The 17,217-nt window shown below is 44.9% G+C and carries 8 protein-coding genes; 7 read left to right on the forward strand and 1 reads right to left on the reverse strand.

Annotation, left to right across the window (positions count from 1 at the left end):
- The first annotated feature begins 56 nt into the window (after positions 1–56).
- From QUB12_RS01645 to QUB12_RS01675, 7 genes are all read left to right on the forward strand, one after another.
- Entirely contained in the window at positions 57–4,019 is a 3,963-nt protein-coding gene (locus QUB12_RS01645; protein WP_333140326.1) for a caspase family protein, read from the forward strand.
- 67 nt (positions 4,020–4,086) lie between these two features.
- The gene (locus QUB12_RS01650) at positions 4,087–8,580 is read left to right on the forward strand and encodes an nSTAND1 domain-containing NTPase (RefSeq protein ID WP_333305178.1); all 4,494 of its coding nucleotides are present in this window, start codon (positions 4,087–4,089) and stop codon (positions 8,578–8,580) included.
- Between the two features lie 55 nt (positions 8,581–8,635).
- Positions 8,636–9,826, forward strand: a complete 1,191-nt coding sequence (locus QUB12_RS01655) for a WD40 repeat domain-containing protein (protein WP_333140330.1) — start codon at positions 8,636–8,638, stop codon at positions 9,824–9,826.
- Between the two features lie 349 nt (positions 9,827–10,175).
- Entirely contained in the window at positions 10,176–11,777 is a 1,602-nt protein-coding gene (locus QUB12_RS01660) for a penicillin-insensitive murein endopeptidase (RefSeq protein ID WP_333140331.1), read from the forward strand.
- Between the two features lie 440 nt (positions 11,778–12,217).
- Positions 12,218–13,804, forward strand: coding sequence for an aminotransferase class I/II-fold pyridoxal phosphate-dependent enzyme (locus QUB12_RS01665; protein ID WP_333140333.1), 1,587 nt, complete (start codon positions 12,218–12,220; stop codon positions 13,802–13,804).
- A gap of 99 nt (positions 13,805–13,903) precedes the next feature.
- The gene (cbiT, locus tag QUB12_RS01670; protein ID WP_333140335.1) at positions 13,904–14,497 is read left to right on the forward strand and encodes a precorrin-6Y C5,15-methyltransferase subunit CbiT; all 594 of its coding nucleotides are present in this window, start codon (positions 13,904–13,906) and stop codon (positions 14,495–14,497) included.
- A 400-nt stretch (positions 14,498–14,897) separates the two neighbouring features.
- Complete coding sequence (locus QUB12_RS01675; RefSeq protein WP_333305180.1) at positions 14,898–15,815, forward strand: phosphatidate cytidylyltransferase; 918 nt, start codon at positions 14,898–14,900, stop codon at positions 15,813–15,815.
- Positions 15,816–15,929: 114 nt separating this feature from the next.
- On the opposite strand, the gene QUB12_RS01680 is transcribed toward QUB12_RS01675, so the two are convergent.
- Positions 15,930–16,721: a DUF2993 domain-containing protein gene (locus QUB12_RS01680; protein WP_333140339.1), complete on the reverse strand. Its 792-nt coding sequence runs from the start codon at positions 16,719–16,721 to the stop codon at positions 15,930–15,932.
- Positions 16,722–17,217 lie beyond the last annotated feature (496 nt).

The raw sequence follows: 17,217 nt of genomic DNA on the forward strand, positions 1-17,217 counted from the left end.
ATATTAGCTATTAACGATTAAAACCAATTTAAACACTTTAATTAAACAAGGCAGTTATGGCAAAAAAAATTTACGCGCTGTTAGTTGGTATTGACAACTATTCTCCCGCATCTAATCCTCTCGTCCCTCCCTTAAAAGGTTGTGTTAACGATATTAAAGCTATAGAAGCTTATCTGCGAGAGCGAATTACTCAAGATAGCGAATGGAAACTGATAGAGCCTACAGACCAACCTTGGATACTGCTCAATCAAGATGCCACTCGTCAGGCAATTATCAGCGGTTTCCAGCAGCATTTGTGCAACGCTGACAGCGAAGATGTTGTCTTATTTTACTATTCCGGTCATGGCGCTCAAGAGAAATCACCAGAGGAATTTTGGGAATTAGAGGCAGACCGCTTAGATGAAACTTTAGTGTGCTATGACAGCCGTGCAGAAAATGGTCGGGACTTAGCTGATAAAGAACTAGCCTACCTCATATCCAAAATAGCCCTAAAAGAACCCCGCATTGTTGTCATTCTTGACTGCTGCCACTCCGGTTCGGGCACCAGAGACTTACCCGCAGAAACAACAGTGCGCCGCGCCTTAGTAGACTCGCGAGAGCGACCCCTAAGCACGTTTATTTTTGCCGAAGACGCACCAGCAATCCAGGAAATATTAAGCACTTCTAAAGAATCAGAAAAAAAGACAACAGGTGTCATTTTGCCCAAGGGAAAACACATTTTGTTTTCGGCCTGTAGAGACTACGAACTGGCGAAAGAATACAAAACTGAGGATGGAGAAACTAGAGGAGCTTTCTCTTACTTTTTGCTGCAAACACTACAGCGAACCAATGGCAACATAACCTATCGAGATTTAGCGAGAAATATGAATGCTCTCGTGACCGGAAAAGTCAAAGAACAGTCGCCGCAAGTAGAAGCAACCGACAGGCAGGATTTAGACCAACCTTTCTTGGGCGGTGCTATTAAAGAACGGCCTCACTACTTCACCTTAACTCACAGTCAAAACCTTCGGAATTGGGTAATTGATGGAGGGTCTATTCACGGAATTCCTAAACCCTCTAATGGGGGAGATACTCGATTAGCATTTTTCCCCTATGGCAGCAGTCCCGAAAAGTTGCGCCAACTTTCAGAAGCTTTAGGCGAAGCACGAGTAACTCAGGTATTGCCACAACGCAGCCAAGTAGAAATTATTAACGGTCAAGACAGCTTATCAGAAACTGAGAGCTATTGGGCCGTGGTGACAAGTTTGCCGTTGCCAGCGTTGAAAATTTACATTAAGGGCGATGAAAGTGAAGTCCAAGGCATCAAAAATCTGCAAGAAGCACTGTCAAAAGCAGCAATTGGCAACAAACCTTCCTTGTATGTGCAGCAGGTAAATGAAGCTAAAGATGCAGATTACCATCTGTTAGTCAGTCAGGGTCAGTATTGGATTTTACAGCCTGATAATAACCGGCCTTTAGTTGCTCCGATCCCCGAAGAACCAAATCAGTCGGAATACACAGATGAAATTGCTTTACAGGTGATTTATCGTTTAGAACATATTGCCCGTTGGAATAACATTTTACAACTCTCCACTCCTGCGACTAGCCGCATTAAAACCGACGAAGTGGAAATGGAAATAATTCTGCTTTGCGGTCAGCAAGAATCTTCGCCAGGGGATAGAGACGGAAACATCTCCTCATCTGAGATGCGTGTCGATTACGCCTATGACAATGGGGAGTGGCAAGCGCCAAACATCCAAATAAGGCTGACTAATAAAAGTGACAAGAAGTTGTTTTGTAATGTAATCGTTCTTTCCGAAAGTTTTGCCGTAGACACTCCATTTTTTGACAGAGATAGCAGCATATTGCTCCCCGCCAACAATTCAGAAAATCCCTCTAGTATTACCAGCTTTGATGATATTATATTTCAAGTGCCAGACGCATATTTTGAACAAGGCATTACTGAATATAAGGATATTCTCAAGCTAATTGTATGTACCACAGAATTTGATGCTAGCTTGCTAAAACAAGATGGACTAGCGCCGCCTAAACTGACTCGTTCTCTTGGAGAAACAGAGGGAACTCTGAATACCTTGATGGCACAACTTAATACTCGCGAAGCCGTGAGAGCAAAAGGAAATTATGATGATTGGATGACAAAGGAAGTCACGATTACAATTGTCCGACCTCAAGATGCTCAACCAATTAAGGCTAATCGCAGCACTGCCTTACAACAGGGTGCCGTCGAAGTTCAAGCTCATCCAACTTTAAAAGCGAAAGTGAATCTCACCACTGTACCGCAAGCGAGTCGAGATTTAGGGAATTTGATTTTACCTGCGATTTTGCGGCAACAAAATCGCGTGAGTGAATCTTTCCAATTTACAACCAGCCGAGGCACTGATCCAGGGTTAAGTGCTTTGGAGTTAAGTGATGTAGAAGATTATGAAGCGGTGACACCAACAACCCCTCTCAACTTGTTGGTCAATCAAGAATTAGCGGAAAATGAGCATATATTACCTTTTGCTTATGATGGGGAATTTTTCTTGCCATTAGGAAGAGGGGCGAGAACAGAAGATGGCAAAACAGAGATTACGCTGGAACGCTTACCCAAACCAACAGTTAGCAGTCGCAGCCTTCACGGGTCCATCAGAATTTTCTTTGAAAAAGTCGCCCATCAAAAATTGGGAAGACCTTATGAATATCCTATTTTAGCTGTAGCAGAGGTCAGCGAAAAAGGTGATGTCAGCTACGAAAAAAATCCAGAGCAAGTTAAAGCTAGAGTTGCCAAAGCCCAGCGAATCATTCTCTACATTCACGGGATTATAGGGGACACGCAAAGTATGGTTCCTAGTGTCAGACAGACGTTAGTAGAAGTGGAGGGACAACAGCGACAGATTGCAGAAATTTATGACTTAGTTTTGACTTTTGACTACGAGAATATCCAAACAACCATAGAGGAAAATAGCCGCTTATTAGGTCAAAGATTGCAAGCAGTTGGTTTGGGAGGAAATCACGGCAAGCAGTTGCATATTGTGGCTCACTCAATGGGGGGCTTGGTTTCTCGCTGGTTTATTGAGCGAGAAGGTGGGAATCAGGTTGTCCAGCACTTGGTGATGTTAGGGACACCTAATGGGGGTTCTCCTTGGCCTACAGTACAGGATTGGGTTTTCACAGCGCTTGGGATAGGGTTGAATCAACTTTCAAAAATTATTTGGCCGACCAAAATAGTTGCTCAATTACTGGAGTTTTTAGAAGCAAATGATTACTCGCTAGAGCAAATGCGACCGGATTCTGCTTTTCTGAAAAAACTTGCCGAAAATCCTGACCCAGGGGTTCCCTATACAATTATTGCGGGCGATCGCTCAATTGTTTCAAAAGCTCTAGAATTTCAACCAGACAAGGAATCAAATCCCTTACAGCGGTTATTGACCAACCTTTTTGGTAAAACTAAAGACAGAGTTGTAGAATTGGCATTTTTCAGTCAACCTAATGATATTGCCGTTGCTTTAACGAGCATCAAAAATGTCAGTGCTAACCGCTCTCCTGCCCCCAAAATCCTATTACCGGATACTGCGTGCGACCATCTTAGCTACTTTACACATCAGGCTGGGTTAGATGCTCTGGCAGCGGCTCTTTTCCTCAGTCCAAATGGCAATAGCCCGTTATTAGTAAAGCCTTTGGCGGCGGCAAGAGTAGAGGATGAGCCAGAGAGTATGAATTCTCAGCCTGTGGTTAAAAATACAGTCAACCATCTACCTGTTGCACAACAGCTTGCCAAAACTCCCGTAGAAAGTTCTTCTCCAGCCTCGAACAATCTCACCCGTGCACATTCATTTGGATCGGGTACGCTAAACGTTCAAACAGAAAATAATTCAAGGATAACAGGTTTAGGAATTTGGCTAGTTGCGTTTTTAATCGCAGCGGCTATTGGCTTAATTGGTCTCTGGCCTCGTTCTCCCGTGCAACAACCAGTGAATCAAAAATCAACGAGTCAGTCAAACGAACAAGAACTCTATCAGTTTAAAAGAACTAGCAATTAGTTTTTGGTTGACAGTTTTACCAGAATTAAACTGAAACTTGAAATAAATTAGTCGGGGGAATTAAAGAATGTCGGAGATTAAACGCAGTCTGGCAGTGGTGATTGGTATCGATCGCTATTTTAACAACATTCCCCCCTTGCAAACAGCAGCCAATGATGCTCAACAACTTGCCCATCTGATCGAGGAAAAGTATCAATACCAAGTTTTGTTACTGTTAGATACAGATGCCACTCTGTCTAATATCAGCGAGCTCTTGGCAGGCTTTGCCGAGAAAATACTGGTTTTTCCCGATGGCAATAAAGTGCAAGTTGCAGCGGACGATCGCATTTTGTTCTACTTTGCCGGACATGGCATCGCCTTAGATGGACTCGACAATGCAGAAGGCCCGGCTGGCTTTTTGATTCCTCAAGATGGTGAACGAGATGATAGCGACACTTGGCTGTCGATGCAGCGATTGCACGATAGCTTAATCCAACTGCCATGCCGCCATTCGTTAATTATCCTGGATTGCTGCTTTGCTGGGACTTTTCGCTGGGCGGCAGTTCATCGGGAGGCAGTGCGATCGCAAAAAGTATATCGCGAACGGTACGCTCGCTACACATCAGGCTGCGCCCAGCAAGTCATTACCTCAGCAGCGCATGATGAAAAAGCCGCCGACTCCCTGTATCGGTTTGGACAGCGAAGCGAAAGTTCTAATCACTCTCCCTTTGCAGAACTTTTACTCAAGGCGCTTGAGGGAGAAGCAGACCTTACCAAAGATGGCGTGATTACCGCAACCGAACTCTATGCCTATTTACAATCAGAATTCTGCAAAATAGCAGCTAAACAAACCCCTGGTTTTGCACAGTTAAAACACCATGATAAGGGCGAATATATTTTTATTCTTCCTGGTTTTGACATTAATCAATTGCCCCCCGCTCCCAAACTCAATGAAAACACCAATCCCTACAAAGGATTACAATCATTTGAAGAAGCAGATAGCGACAAATTCTTTGGGCGACAGGCTTTAACTGAAAAATTAGTTGTATTCGTCACAGAACATCCCTTAACTGTGGTTCTAGGCGCATCAGGTTCAGGGAAATCTAGCTTAGTCAAAGCTGGATTACTTCCCCAATTGAAAAAAACTCAACCCAACTGCCGCATCCTCTCTCCTATTCGTCCGGGTGAGTCTCCTTTCAGTGCTTTAAACTCTGCCCTAGAAAACGAAAATTTACCAGAATCACTTATCTCTAACGAGTTGGTTTCTGACAAAGACTTACCAGAAGCCAGCACTAGCTCTCCCAGTTTGCAAGCAGGAGAAACTTTGCAAAGCTTGTTATACAAACTAAGTGCCTGGAAAAATTTTACTACTCACACAAAATTGCTGTTAGTCATCGACCAATTTGAAGAAGTAGTGACTCTCAGCCAAGATAGCCAAGAACAAGAATTATTTTTAAACTGGTTAGAAAAATCCTTAGAAACTCTCCCTGATTGGTTGCGAATCGTCATAACTTTACGTTCAGATTTTGAACCTCAATTTAGAGATACAGCATTAAAGCCCTATTGGAAAAAATCACGATTTGTTGTTCCCGCCATGACACGGGAAGAATTACGCCAAGCGATTGTCGATCCTGCTGCTGCTAAGGTAATGTATTTTGAACCGGCCACCTTGGTAGAGCAATTAATTGATGAAGTCGCACAAATGCCCGGAGCACTACCTTTACTTTCTTTCACCCTGAGCGAACTTTATTTTAACTATATTAAAAACGTCAGAGAAGGGAAAAGAAATAATCGGGCAATTACTCAAGAAGACTATGAAGAATTGGGCGGAGTTACACGCAGTCTCACCCAAAGAGCAGACGCGGAATATGACGAATTACTTAAAAGCGATCGTGCTTATGCAAAAACCATCCGCCACATCATGCTGCGAATGGTAGCTGTAGGCGGTGGTGAATTAGCTCGGCGGCGGGTATTAGATGAAGAATTAATTTATCCCGAACCGGAAAATCAACGAGTCCAAAAAGCCATCGAGCAATTTTGTGCCGCACGTCTATTAGTAAAAGGGCGAGATACCGAAGGCAAAGGCTATGTTGAACCGGCCCACGATGTCTTGATGCGAGGATGGCAAAAGCTAATAGTATGGGAACGAGAAAATCAGGAAAATTTAATTTTGCAACGGCGGCTAACTCCAGCAGCTATCGAGTGGAAAAGCCAAGAAAAACTACTTAGTTTTCAAGAAAAAATAGAACCCATTGTTAATTTTATAGACAGCAGCCTCCTCTCTTGTCAAAACGTTCTTGACCAGGTTAATGCAACTTTGATTAAAGCCTGGAAGCGCAAACCCAGCCTCCAAAAACGCCGCCAAGAAAAACAAGAAGAATTTCTCTGGGATACCAACCCTTATCTGAACGTATTAGACGAACATCTCAAATACGATAAAAATTGGTTTAACGAAGTAGAGGCAGAATTTTTACAGCGCAGCCTCCGACGCCGGCGTAACAACCTCCGCCGCAAAATTAGCCTGATTTCTACAGCCTTTGCTGTGACATTAGGATTTCTATTTTATCAATGGAATCAAAATCTACAAGCCCAAAGCAGAAGCTTAGCGCTATCGGCTGAACAACTTTTTAGCTCCGATAGAGAATTAGATGCTTTGATAGAAGCTTTAAAAGCCAGAAAAATAATGAAACAGGCAGTTTGGGTTTCTTCAAACACGCAGGAGGAGGTTGTGTCAGCCCTGCAATCCGTTATTTATCGCATCAGAGAATCCAATCGCTTGAAAGGTCACAAAGCTCCTATTTATAACATCAGTTTTAGTCCTGACAATCAAATCATTGCCTCTGCTAGTGCAGACAATACGATTAAACTTTGGAAATTAGATGGGACTTTACTCAGGATTCTTTCGGGACATACCAACGAAGTTTATAGCATTAGTTTTAGCCCGGATGGAGAAATTATTGCCTCGGCTAGTGCGGACAGGACGATTAAAATTTGGAAATCCGATGGCACTTTGATTAATACTCTTTCTCAGCATAAAGGGGAGGTTATTAATGTGAGTTTTAGGCGGTATGGTCAGATGTTTGCTTCGGCTGGCACTGATGGAACAATTAAGCTTTGGAAACGCGATGGCACTTTGTTGAAAAACATTCAGGATAAAGGGCCGATTAGTAGTGTTAGTTTTGGTCTAGACGGACAGACTATTGCTTCTGGCAGTGCGGATGGAACGGTCAAGCTTTGGAAACTCGATGGCAGTTTACTGAAAAGTTTTTCTGGTCATAAAGCGCCGGTTATGAGTGTTAGTTTTAGCCCGGATGGTGAGGTTATCGCTTCATCAAGTCAAGACAAGACGGTAAAAATCTGGAAACCCGATGGCACTTTAGTTAAAACTATTGAGCATAATACTCATATTTTCAAGGTTAGTTTTAGCCCAGACAGTAAGTTGCTCGCCTCATCAAGTGCTGACAATATTGTTAAAATTTGGAAACGCGATGGTACTTTGCTGAATACTTTAACTGGACGGAGCCCTTCTTTTAGCCCCGACGGTCAAACTCTTGCCTTTGCCGGCATTGATAATAGCATTGAACTGTGGAAGTTAAATAATAGCTTACGTAAAACTTTGACGGAGCAGACTGATATTGTTTTGGGTGTTAGTTTTAGCCCAAAAAATGACACATTGGCTTCGGCAAGTGCTAACGGATTGGCTGGAGTTTGGAAACGAGATGGCTCTTTACTTAAAACGCTTTCTGGGCATCAAGCACCAGTTTATAGCGTCAGTTTTAGCCCCGACGGTCAAACGATCGCCTCTGGTAGTTTGGATAGCAAAGTAAAACTTTGGAAACAAGATGGCACGTTGCTGAATACGCTTTCTGGTCATAAAGCTCAAGTTGTGAGCGTTAGTTTTAGCCCTGATGGTCAAACGATCGCCTCTGGAAGTTATGACACCACAGTGAATCTTTGGAAGCCAGATGGTACCTTGCTCAATACTCTTTCTAAACATAGCGGTTCAGTTAAGAGTCTTAGTTTTAGTCCTGACAGTAAAACTATTGCTTCAGCAAGCCTTGATAAGACCGTCAAACTGTGGAAAATGGATGGAACTTTGCTAAATACTATGAAGCATGAGGCTCAGGTTTATGGCGTTAGTTTCAGCCCAAATGGTGAGACTCTTGCCTCGGCTAGCAATGATGGCACGCTTAAAGTTTGGAAAACAGATGGCACTTTGCTCAAAAGGTGGACGGGGCATAGGGTGGCAGCTAATAGTATCAGTTTTAGCCCGGATGGCAAAATATTAGCTTCGACGGGTGACGATAAGACGCTGAAATTCTGGAAACCGGATGGCACTTGGATCGCTACTCTGCCGGGGCATACTGCGGCAGTTCGCAGTCTTAGTTTCAGCCCTGATGGTAAGACTTTGGCATCGGGTAGCGATGATACGACGATGATTTTGTGGAATTTGGAGGGTTTAGAACTCGATGCTTTATTAAAGCATGGTTGCTTTTGGATGCGCGATTATTTCAATAATCCTAATGTCAATCTTAGTACAGAAGACCGCCAGGTGTGCGATCGCATAAATCGCGGCTCTTAGATGGTCAAAGTAGAAGCCTCTAAATATTATTCAGGGTTAAGGGAGGAAATCAGCTATGGAGTTTAAGGCGATATTTGGCAAAGAAAAATACCACAATTTTTTCATAAAATTGACTGGTTTTGGTAGTTTAGCATTGATATTAGCGTATTGCTTGACAGGGTGGCAGTGGCGATCGGTAGAAAAAGCGACAATTAAAATGCGTAGTATTGATGCAAATTTACTTTTTAATCAAAAAACCAGATTGGGGTATTACAGAATTATTCAAGTTCAGGATGTGGCACAGATCCAGCAGATAGATCCCTCGGCAGAGCAACAGCGTTCTGTTTGGAGTGTCGCTTTTAGTCCCGATGGTAAAACCCTCGCTGCTGGGACTTTCGACCAAAGTATCAAATTTTGGGATGTGGCTAAGGGCACAGTTATTAAAACTTTCAGAGGCGCTCAAAAAGGAGCTTTGAGTATTGCTTTTAGTTCGGATGGCAAAACCCTCGCTTCTGCAAGTTTCGACAACACGATCGAACTCTGGGATGTGGCTACTGGTAAATCTATTGACAGGTTAACGGGTCATAAAAATTGGGTTTTGAAGATTGCTTTTAGTCCTGATGGTAAAACCCTTGCTTCTGCCAGTAGCGACAAAACTATCAAACTCTGGGATGTGGCTACTGGTAAACTCATTCACACCTTGATCGGTCATCAGAGTTGGGTTGAGAGTTTTACCTTTAGTCCCGATGGTAAAACTCTGGCTTCTGGAAGTAGCGACAAAACTATTAAACTTTGGGATGTGGTTACGGGTAAACTGATTCGCGCTTTGACAGATGGCAAGAATTGTGTTTTGAGTATTGCTTTTAGTCCTAATGGTAAAACTCTGGCTGTTGGCAGTTTTGACAACAAAATCATACTGTGGGATTTGGCTGCGGGTCAAATTTTTGCAAGCTTGAGGGGTCATCACCAAGGGGTTTTGAGTATCGCCTTCACTCCTGATGGCAAAACTCTGGCTTCTGGGAGTTTTGACAACACGATCGGACTCTGGGATGTGGCGACGGGTAAACGGATTCAAACTTTGATCGGCCATCAGGACTGGGTTGAGAGTGTCGCCTTTAGCCCTGACGGTAAAATGCTGGCTTCTGGAAGCTGGGATCGGACGATCGCACTCTGGGATGTTGCGGAGGGTAAGCCTGTTCGCACTTTGGCCGATCGCAATTATCAGCCTGTGGGGAAAATCGCTGGTTTTTGGGCGATCGAACTATAGCAATTCTCAAGGATGCGTGAAATGGGTCAATCGATTTTAGATTTTAGATTTTAGATTTTAGAGGCGACCCCACGGATAAATGCGGGGGCTTGAGGATTCTCGATTTTCGATTTTGGATTGATTCCACGGATAAATCACGTGGCGGGTACCATCAAGAAATTCCTGGTCAGGTATTTGGACGATCGACAAAGCTGAATTTAGTTTTCGGGGATATAGTGGTTGCGATCGGCTGTTACTCAGGAGTCATTATGTTAACCATTCCGTTACCTTGCCATTGGCATTGGCGAATATCGCCTTCCTAAAAAGCGATCTTGCAACAGAAAAACACACTCTAAAAAGGAAATTAACAATGGTATTAGAAATCAATCGCAACTTACGCTCTAAAACTTTGCAACATAACCATACCCACTGCACGGCACATATTGGTTTTACAGCAGAAGAAATCGAGCAATTCAGTTGGGGAACACGAGGTTTTTTTGAACAAATGCCTGCCAATGGAGATGGCTATGAATGTTACGGAGACAATTGCTATGGTCGTCCCGAAGTGATTCAGGCTCTCAAATATGTGTGTAATGAGTGGGTAAAAAAATATCCTAGACCCCGCATTGGCATCGGAGACATCAGTACAGCAGAAGGGCCAACTCCAGGCCATAGCTCTCATGACAAGGGACTCGATGTTGATATTGCTCTTGTTGCTAACACTGATGAAGAAATTCCTCTCACCTATTACGATAGTAAATACTCTCGCCAACGCACTCAAGAATTGGTAGATTTATTCTACAATAATCCAATTTTGCGTATTAAAACAATTTTGTTCAACGATCCACAAATTACAGGGGTAGAATTTTGGGATGGACATGACGATCACCTTCATGTGAGTTTCCTTTCCCCTGGAATTGATTCAGCCCCCTATAGCAGCGACGAAGACGGGGATTTGCGTCTGGTGATACCTCCGATGCAGGGAGAACGAGTCAGCAAACTTCAAGAAGATTTAGCCAACGTTGGCATTTCAGTTACAACAGATGGTATCTTTGGCACCGAAACTGATGCCGCCCTCCGAAAATTTCAGGCTGAACAAGGCTTGCAGGTTGATGGAATTGCGGGATTTGTAACGCAAACTAAACTGACACAATTAATTTCTGCACAGTCTCGTGCTGTTTCCAGCCAACCATCCGGCCTGAAACTCCAAGACGTGATTGACCAAAAGCAATCGATTCCTTTTGATGATATTGACTCTGGAGTGTTAGTGGAAGATCAACTATTCTGTGCAGAAATTCAAACCATCTTACGCGCTAATCATCTTTTAGAGGTTGTTGATGGGATTTACGGCACTCAAACGCAAGAAGCCTTAAGAAGTTTTAAAGCCAGCCGTAAACTTGATGGCGGGGATGTGTTAGGGGCAACAACCGCTAAAGCTTTACTCGATGCCAAGCAGGGTGCTGGAAAGTTACCTGATTGGAAAGGCGGTGATAAAGAAGCAGCGGTGCAGGCAATTATCAAAGAAGCTCATCGCCAAGGAATTACTTCTAAAGCTCAAATTGCTTACATTCTCGCAACTGTTGAACATGAAACTGCAGATAGTTTCCAACCCGTAAAGGAATCGTATTATTTGGGCGAACCTGAAGGGGAGAACCACCGCAAAACTCTGCGCTATTATCCGTTTTACGGACGGGGGTACGTGCAACTGACCTGGGATTACAATTATCGGAAATATTCGGATTTGCTATCGCTAGACTTAGTTAACAATCCCGATCTAGTGATTCACCCTGATATTGCACTCTTTATCTTGGTGCACGGTATGAAGTGGGGTGTGTTTGCGGGTATCAAGCTGGATGACTGTATTTCTGGCAACGACGTGGACTTTATTAAAGCACGTCAAATCGTTAATTGGACTGACCAGGCAGAGCTGATTGCACAATATGCAATGAATTGGCAAGCTCAATTAGGATAGAATTTTGGGCGATCGCGACTCAATAATCTACCTTGAATTAAAGCTTAACTTTGATAGCTTTTGGGTCAATCGGTTAAAGCGTCTTGGTAGTTTGTGACAGTAGTGCGCGATCGTCCAAAACTTCCTCACAACAGTAAGCTGAAAAATAGCCGTAGACTGTGGTATAATTTTGTCCTTTAACTGAAACTACAGCCCTAGACAAACCATAAGTAAAGCAGTAGCCAGGATTTTCAACTGTTTGGGTTTCATACTTAAGCAGTCGATGTTAAGTCATTTTAGAGAAGTTTGAAATTGAGACGGTGTTGCTTGTGGGCGATTGCAAGGAAAAAGGAAGAAGTCGATACAATCGCGGAATTGCCCGCAAGGGTTTCAGCAATTAATAACCTCCAGTGAAACCTCGGCGGTTGCTATAATTCCAAATAATCAAATCAGGATTAAGCGTGTCACCAGCAAACTCTCAACAACAAACGCCTCTATTAGATGCCTTGCGCGATCGCACAAATCACCCCCACGCCCCATTCTACGCCCCCGGACACAAAGGCGGACAAGGAATCTCTCAACCCCTAATTGACTTATTCGGTGCGGCAGTATTTCGATCGGATTTGCCGGAATTGCCGGAGTTAGACAATCTCTTTAACCCAGAAGGTGCAATTGCCGAAGCTCAATACTTAGCCGCCGCAGCATTTGGAGCCCAATCAACTCGGTTTTTGGCTAACGGTTCGACTTGCGGAATTATCGCCGCCATCTTAGCGACTTGCGGCCCCGGCGATAAAATTATCCTACCTCGAAATATCCACTCATCGGCAATTTCTGGTTTAATTTTATCCGGTGCAATTCCCATTTTTGTCAATCCAGAGTACAACCCGGATTGGGATATTGCCAACAGCATCACCCCAGAAGCCACAGCCTCCGCATTAGAACAACATCCCGACGCCAAAGCAGTAATGATAGTTTACCCAACCTATCACGGCGTCTGCGGAGATTTGCGGGCGATCGCCCAAATTACCCATCAATACAACATACCGTTATTAGTAGACGAAGCCCACGGCGCGCACTTTAACTTTCATCCAAACTTGCCCGAACCAGCAGTATCAGCAGGTGCCGATTTAACAGTACAATCCATCCACAAAACCCTCGGTGCAATGACACAAGCATCGATGCTGCACATCAAGGGCGATCGCATAGATATCCAAAAATTAAATAGAGCATTGCAGTTAGTACAATCTACCAGTCCGAGTTACTTATTATTAGCATCCCTAGACGCAGCCCGCCAACAAATGGCACTCCACGGCGAACAGTTAATGACCCAAACTTTACTGCTAGCCGAAAAAGCGCGATCGCGCATCAATCTAATTCCTGGCTTATCAGTTTTAGAACCTTTAAATACACCGGGTTTTGCAGCATTAGACCGCACCAGGCTAACAGTAAAAGTATCAGATTTAGGAATCACAGGATTTGCTGCAGATGAAATTCTGCACTCTCAACTCGGCGTCACCGCAGAACTTCCCATGCCCCAACATCTAACATTTATTATCAGCTTGGGAAATACAGAATCAGATATTGACAATTTAGTTAAAGCTTTAACTCTTTTAGAAGTCACATCTAACACGATAGTCAATAAGCCTTTTAGGGGCGGGCAAGATGCCCAACCCCTACTCCCCACAAGAAACTTGATGTGTTGTGGAACGGGCATCTTGCCCGTTCTTGAGCATCCTGCAATATCTCAGTTAGAAAGAAGAAGTCAGAAAGAAGACGAGATTCTCTCCCCCCCCCGATTTTCCCCTCCCCCACTGTCCCCGCGCGAGGCATTCTTTTCCTCAACCGAAACACTACCTGCAGACAAAGCAGTCGATCGCCTGTGCGCCGAACTCATCTGTCCCTATCCCCCAGGAATACCAGTCCTGATGCCCGGTGAAATCATTACCCCAGCAGCCGTTGACTACCTGCAACAAATCCTTGCCGCCGGCGGCAAAATCACAGGTTGTAGCGATAGAAACCTCCAAACTCTCAAGGTTGTGCGACAGTAAATATTAAGGCTTGGGGGAAATTGGGAGAATTTCTACTTCTTCGGCGAGTTCCAACTGCCGTCTTGCTTCAATCAAAAATCAAAAATCAAAAATATAACTATGCTTTGGCCCTACGTCACTCCAGGCATCCCGGATGACTTATTTGAACGTTTACCGGGAATTCCCATGAGTAAGCGAGAAGTCCGACTGCTGTTAATCTCCCACCTGCGGCTGCAAGCAGATTCAGTCGTGTGGGACATCGGTGCAGGTACTGGTACGATCGCCGTAGAAACAGGTTTGCTGTGTCCCAAAGGTCGCATTATCGCCGTCGAAAGGGACGAAGAAGTAGCAAGCTTGATTCGCAGAAATTGCGATCGATTCGAGCTCGACAACGTAGAAGTCATAGAAGGCAGTGCCCCGGAATGCCTGGAAAACCTGCCCCAACCCCCCCACCGAGTCTGCATCGAAGGAGGTCGCCCCATTAAAGCCATTCTCCAAGAAGTCTGGCGGTACTTGCAACCCCACGGTAGAGTTGTCGCCACCGCTGGCAATTTAGAGAATCTTTACGCCCTTTCCGAAGGGTTCGCCGAGTTGCAAGTCCGCAACATTGAAGTAGTCCAGTCCGCCGTCAACCGCTTGGAGACTCGCGGCCTCAGTCAAACCTTTGCCGCCGTCAATCCCATATTTATTCTCAGCGGCGAAAAGCTGGATTAGAAGTTAGTTGACAGTTGACAGTTGACAGTTGACAGTTGACAGTTGACAGTTGACAGTTGACAGTTGACAGTTGACAGTTGACAGTTAACTTTAACCTGGTTCCTCGGCAGATCCTGGGAATACATACCCAATGCCCTGTTTGGCCAATGCCCTATGCCCATTCCTAAATGTAATTCTTAACCTTTTTTACGTTCAATTAACCTTCATACTTAAGAATAGGGGCCACCATAGCTGGATTGACCGCCTGACTTGAGATATTGGATGACCGATGGGGGATGGGGGTTAGTTGTGCAAGGGATCAACTCGTGCTCTAGAAAAATCCAAAATCTCAAATCCAAAATCCAAAATCCAAAATCCAAAATCGAATGATCCACCGCCGTCTGCAAGAGAAATTCATTTTATGCCTTGGTCTCGTATCCTGAGTGGAATAGTTGCGATCGCCCTTGCTTTGGGAATGATTATTATGGGCGGATGGTACTTCACCGTCGGCTTTGGAGTCATCGTCTACCTAGGGCAATTGGAATATTTTCAATTAGCCAGGGCTAAAGGTATTGCACCCGCTGCCAAAACTACCTTAGCCGTCAGTCAAGGGCTATTAATTACTGCCGCCCTAGCACCGGAACTCGTAGATGCCATGTTCCCCTTAGCGGGAACATTAATTTGTTTCTACCTGTTATTCCAACCTAAATTATCGACGATCGCCGATATTGCCTCCTCAGTTTTAGGATTGTTCTACGGCGGTTATTTGCCCAGCTATTGGGTACGGCTGCGAGTCGGCCTCGACCCAGGCAATCTTGCTACAACCCAACTTTCGCAAGCAGTAGCAAGCAATTTGCCCGTTAACATTTCCTCGCCGCCGTCTTGGACAACTTCCAGCCACATATCTTTAGGATTGACTTCGCTGCTGCTGGCTTTCCTCTGCATCTGGGCCGCTGACATTGGGGCTTATTTTGTCGGCAAATTCTTCGGGCGCACTAGCCTATCCCACATCAGTCCTAAAAAAACCGTTGAAGGTGCCGTATTTGGAGTTTGCGGCAGCATCGCCGTGGCAGTCGCTGGTTCTTGGTATTTGCACTGGCCGGGGTGGCAGTATACAGGGGCTGCTTTTGGTCTGTTGATTGGCGTTGCTAGCCTGTTGGGAGATTTAACTGAGTCGATGATGAAGCGAGACGCCGGCGTTAAGGATTCGGGACAGTTGATCCCCGGTCACGGCGGCATTCTCGATCGCACCGACAGTTATGTTTTTACCGCGCCGTTAGTCTACTATTTTGTCACTTTACTGTTGCCCGCGATCGACTCTTTTTTAATTAATCGGTAATTGGGAATTGGGAATTGGGAATTGGGAATTGGGAATTGGGAATTGGGAATTGGGCATTGGGTATGTATTCCCAGGCTCTACCGAAGAACCAGGTTAAAGCCAACTGTCAACTAACTAAGGCAAAACTCTAATTCCTCCCCGACAAACAATCTCCCCCGGACTCAAAATCAATTCTTCTATCTCAACTTCCGGCCCAAAATCAATTTTAAAACCATTGAAATCACTGCTTTTTAATTCTCCATTGAGTTCGATTTCTGGTGATTCAAACATCAATTCGCGACCGCTGGCTATCCGCAAACCAGTCCGCAATACCAAAGGAATTTGCCTACCGCCAGCGCGCAAAATTGCCGCCGAAAGCGTCAACAAACCCGCCTCAATTACAATCTGCGAATTTTGCAACTTCAGCGACTTTTCCCTATCTGTTAGTGGCAGCATAGGCAGCAAAAATTCGCTCAAAGCATCAGCCAGCAAAGGCGCTTTCAGCGACGCATTCAAATCCGCTTGGCTGACCCTCAAAACGCCTGCCACGGGAACGGATTCCATCAGACGCAGGGGTTTGCCTTTGAGAGCTTGACCGAGGTTGATGCGAATGCCACAGCCCTCTATGGCAACTTCAGTTAGGTGTAGTCCTTTATACACAGCACCCCGAGCGGCAGCCGTGACTTTGGGGATCGCACCGCTGAAGATTTGTCGATCGCTCCCCTCAATTTTCACCTTCAACTCGTCCACCTGCTGAACTTGCGATCGCAGCCACAACTGTACCGCCGGAGACAGCACCGCGCTCGCGATCCGGCTGCCTTGACTCGGCGAAGGTCTCCCCGGCTCAAGGTCGAGATTAACAGTCCCACCAGAGCCAGCAGCCCCATCTCTATTGTCAAATTGAAGAGAGTTTCGATCGACAGTCATAAACGATTTCAGAATATAAACCTTAATATTCAAGCACAGAAATTTAACTAGAGCTTGTGCATCCGGCCTCAAAAACCCGGTTTATTCATATATCTATCGCCGTCAACCTCTGATTTTCCTTAGAAACCGGGTTGATGAACACAAGTCCCATTAACTCCAAAATCAAGCAGAAATCTGGCATCAGCCACGCCAGAAGCAGAAAAATTCTCACCTTTCTCCCCTTGGGATCTTTGGGGAGTTCACGAGTTGTGCGATCCCGATGAAAAATTCGCGATCGAGCGTATAAATTTAACCAGGAGTACGGGATTTATGGTAGTGTTGGTTTATGGTCGGGTCAGACCCACACCTTTCAAACCAGCCGCAAACCAACGGTGCAAACCTGTGCCTGCCGCGAGTCTTTTCGTCGTAGTTTTTGCACAGCATTCAGGGTAATGCCATCAGGACAATCTGCACCGGGCACAAGGACAATCTGTGCCAGGCTGGGCGTCCTCTAATA

The organism is Microcoleus sp. B7-D4 (assembly GCF_036705125.1).
Taxonomy (GTDB): Bacteria; Cyanobacteriota; Cyanobacteriia; order Cyanobacteriales; family Microcoleaceae; genus Microcoleus.